Annotated in this window: 2 protein-coding genes and 3 pseudogenes; 2 read left to right on the forward strand and 3 right to left on the reverse strand. The window is 35.5% G+C overall.

Annotation, left to right across the window (positions count from 1 at the left end; genetic code table 11):
• Positions 1-212: 212 nt before the first annotated feature.
• Both BACCELL_RS25755 and BACCELL_RS13685 read right to left on the reverse strand, forming a co-directional pair.
• Positions 213-1186, reverse strand: a pseudogene (locus tag BACCELL_RS25755) (DUF3945 domain-containing protein); the annotation flags it as partial.
• 240 nt (positions 1187-1426) lie between these two features.
• Entirely contained in the window at positions 1427-2410 is a 984-nt protein-coding gene (locus tag BACCELL_RS13685) for a DNA-methyltransferase (protein ID WP_007212428.1), read from the reverse strand.
• A gap of 131 nt (positions 2411-2541) precedes the next feature.
• Between BACCELL_RS13685 and BACCELL_RS26875 the strand changes: the two genes are divergently transcribed.
• A complete protein-coding gene (locus BACCELL_RS26875) occupies positions 2542-2754 on the forward strand; it encodes a helix-turn-helix domain-containing protein (RefSeq protein ID WP_007212429.1) in 213 nt (70 codons plus the stop codon).
• A 28-nt stretch (positions 2755-2782) separates the two neighbouring features.
• Positions 2783-3319: pseudogene (locus tag BACCELL_RS13695) on the forward strand (hypothetical protein); the annotation flags it as partial.
• 24 nt (positions 3320-3343) lie between these two features.
• Here the strand turns inward: BACCELL_RS13695 and BACCELL_RS13700 are convergent.
• A pseudogene (locus tag BACCELL_RS13700) lies at positions 3344-3529 on the reverse strand (hypothetical protein); the annotation flags it as partial.
• Positions 3530-3804: the final 275 nt, after the last annotated feature.

The following is a 3804-nucleotide window of genomic DNA, read 5'->3' on the forward strand; positions in this document are numbered from 1 at the left end:
CCACAATACCTTCTTTTAATATCTTTATTTTCATCATACTGTTCTTTTAATTAATGATTATTCCTTTCCAAACCCCACTCTCCATCATTTGTTTTGGGTGAAAAAGGAGATAAATATCAAAAGTAAGAACAGGAGAGATAAACGCTTGTCACGAAACATGCATAAATACCTGTATCTAATGTATATAAACAAAAAAAGTAGTCATTTGCATCGGTAGCTGAAAAGGGATTTTTACGGTTGGAAATCATGTTTTCAAGGAATATTCCTTTTCCCTCCCGTAAGGCTTGCTGCTGTTCCTTACTAAGTTTGACATCCTTTATTTCATCGGGGATTTGGATGCTGCTTGCACGCATGGAAACCAGTTCATTCGTCACCTTATCCACGCTGACGAAAGAAGGTATCATTTCACCTGTGATGTAGTTTTTCAGGTTTACTATCCGTCCCATATTGCCCGTTTCAAGAAGATTGGCTTTATCCTCTTTGGAAAATTCATGCCCGAAGAATGGGCGTTCAAGTTCCGGCTTTTGGCGAATGCCGTGTATCGCCAAAAACACATTCCCGTCCTTGTCATGCCGGAAAGATAGGCGTGCGTCCAGTTTCATAATGGCGGAATTGTAGTTACCTGCGATGGAGAATGCATCGGGCGACTTGTACCCCCTTAAACATGGGTTCTAAAGCCTTTGCCTTTTCAAGCTGTTCTTTGGAAAGCCCGAAGTTTTTCAGGGCTTCCCAGTCCACCTTATCAGGGTCGATAACATACTTTTTTGTCAGGTTGTTGCGGTGCTTGTGCCGTTGCTTTCTGCTGCGGTTGCTGTACCTGCTGTTGTGTTTGGTTCGATTGTTCGTTCTTCACTTCCTGTTTCTGTGTTTCGGGTGTCGGATGGTCGAAGTTGTCCTTGATTATCGGTGTAATCTTGGGAAGTTCAATTTTAGGAATTTTGAAGAAGTTGAAACGGGTCGGGTTCTTCAACTGGTTCATCATGTTGGAAAAGAAGTTGGAACAGAAATCGCCGTGACGGTCGAATTTCAGAAGTTCGCTGTTTTTCTCCGGCGGTACGGTTTGGAGTTCCCCGTTTTCATCCACGCCTTTCACTGCGCTGATTGTCTTTTTCTCCTTATCCAGTACAAGAAGAATATCCACCATCTGTTCGTCAGTGGTGGATTGGCTGGCTGTGTTTACATCCATAACTTTTTGAATTTTAGTGAGTAAATAAAAATTTCGAAAGTAAAAGTAAGGATGAAATAGAGTATATTTAAGGATTTGGGGATGGGTGGCTTTATTAGTCATCGTTTGGCTTCATTTGTCTTATTCCAATGTATTACAAACAAAGTTAAGAATGGGAATATTACAAACATCCCTTTTCTTAAAGTCTATATTGGAATAAACATTAAGAAAAGGGATGTTTATACTAAGGTCTTTTCTGATTTAAAATAGATTTAATTGATTATTTCTTAAATCATCTTCGATTAAGTTTTCTCCTATTATTATTCTATCATGCAACTCTTTGACTTTGCTAATGCTATATTCGGCAGGAATGAATCTAAATATTGAATTGGCTACATAATTTCTATCTAATTCAAAGCCTAACCATCTTCTATGTAGATTGTCACAAACTTCTCCCGTTGTGCAGGAACCTGCAAATATGTCAACAACTAAATCATTTTCATCCGTTAGCATATTTACAAAAAACTCAGGTAATTTAGTTGGAAATCTTGCTGGATGTGATTTTATATTAAGCTTTTTGCAGTAAGTTAAATATTTGGAATTACTTTCACTATTAGATATTTGTAACAAATTTGAGGGTATTGCCCCACCATTGTCTGAACCAAAACTGGTACTAATATTATGCCCACTTGGTCTTTCTTTAGCTTGATAATATTTCTCAGGATTATCCAAAAGTTTTTTCATTCTATCCGAATAAGGTGTTAAGACTTTTGTTACGTCCGATTTTGGAAAATCAGACTTACTAAACCACCAAACTGTATTAACAGAATCTTTAGCTCTCATCTTCCTTTTGTTTACCCATTCAATAGGTGAAGGTAACTTAGACGGATTATACCAATAAAATTCTTCCGCTAAATGGTATCCTAACACTTCACAAAAGTGTATCAATACTTTGAAGTTATATAAACTTCTGATAGGCTTTCCCTTTTCATAAGCACCTCCTAGATCAATGACCAAACTACCATCTTCTTTTAGTTTAGGTAATAGTGCCTTTGCAAATTCAGCAAGCCATTCAATATATTCATCTTGGTCTTTATTCCCATACTCTTTTTTTCTTAATAATGCAAATGGGGGACTTGTGATAACCAAACTTACGCTATCATCCTCCAACTGGGTTATTAAATTTAGCGAATCACCACAATACACTGAACCGTATTGTGTATTATAAACTGCATTGTCTAACATTTTTCTATCTTGATATTTGTGCAAAGATAGCCATAATTTTAGTAATCATCAATTAAATGCCGAATATATTCGGAGTGAAAAACAAAAAGCTATCCCGAACTTTGTAAAATCATAGAGATAGATATGTGATTATGGTAAACGAAACGGATGTTTTGAACAATATAGGTAAGATTATAATTCAAAGGCGTAAAGAATTAGGTATTACCCAAGAAGACTTAGCATACTCTGCTAATGTTGATAGGACTTACATAGGATATATTGAGAATGGTAAGCAAAATATTTCCATATCAATTTTATGTAAAATAGCCAATGTATTAAATTTAAACATGAAAGACTTTTTTTAATTATGGATAATATTGAAAACTAAATAATCTTTTTCCACATATTAGGGAATATCAAAAACTTGCATCTGAATTGTATAGTATTAATGATGTATTTCAAGATAATGGGGGTAAATTACTACAGGTATTAATGATTACAGGATTGCAGAATCTTGATGGTAGTAGGGAAGGAAATGACGCTGTTGATTCCGAAGGAAATGAATATGAATTAAAGTCAGTGAATATAAATTTAACACAGTCTTTTTCGACAAATCATCATCTAAATCAACATATTATAGATAAATACAGAAAGGTTGATTGGATATTTGCCGTATATAAGGATATTGAATTGGTAGAAATCTATAAAATGACACCTGAGATGATTGAGCCATACTATACAAAATGGGAAACTCAATACAAGACAACAGGGAAAGATATTAACAATCCTAAAATACCACTGAAGTTTGTTAGAGAAAATGGTATTGAAATCTACAAAAACAAAGAGGGTGCTGATTTTTTTTATGCTCCTATTATAAATGATAAAGAACATATAGAATTGAATAAGATTAAGCAAGGGGAGCTATTTTGACTCCCCTTGCTTAATCTTACTTTTTCAACAAGCGCGTAAATCCGGGTCGTTCTTTATCCGTTCCATTTCGTCCGTGATAATCTGCTGGACTTCCTGTTTGAGCCGGTTGTAATTCGCCTGTATTTCTTCCTGCATCCGGTCGTTTCCGTCCCCGTCCCTGAAATCTATAATTTGGGGCAGCTTCTTATAGTTGGCTGTTTCCCGCTTCACTTACTCGTTGGTACTAAACCATTCTTTTTCATCTTGTCTTTTTTCAGGTAAAACAATACGCTGAATGTACTCTTTTCATTTTTCATACTCTCACTTTTTTTAGATTGTAAAACTAATTTTAATCACTGAAAATGAGATGAATAGAGTATGGACAAATCTCCTCAAAAGTAAGCCATTTTCCGACAATCGTACCCCCTAATCGTTTTTTGGGGAAGGGGATACGATTTGGATACTAAAGTGACCCCTAAAGTGTCTTAGATCACGGACTTTATACA

Source organism: Bacteroides cellulosilyticus DSM 14838, assembly GCF_000158035.1.
Lineage (GTDB): Bacteria > Bacteroidota > Bacteroidia > Bacteroidales > Bacteroidaceae > Bacteroides > Bacteroides cellulosilyticus.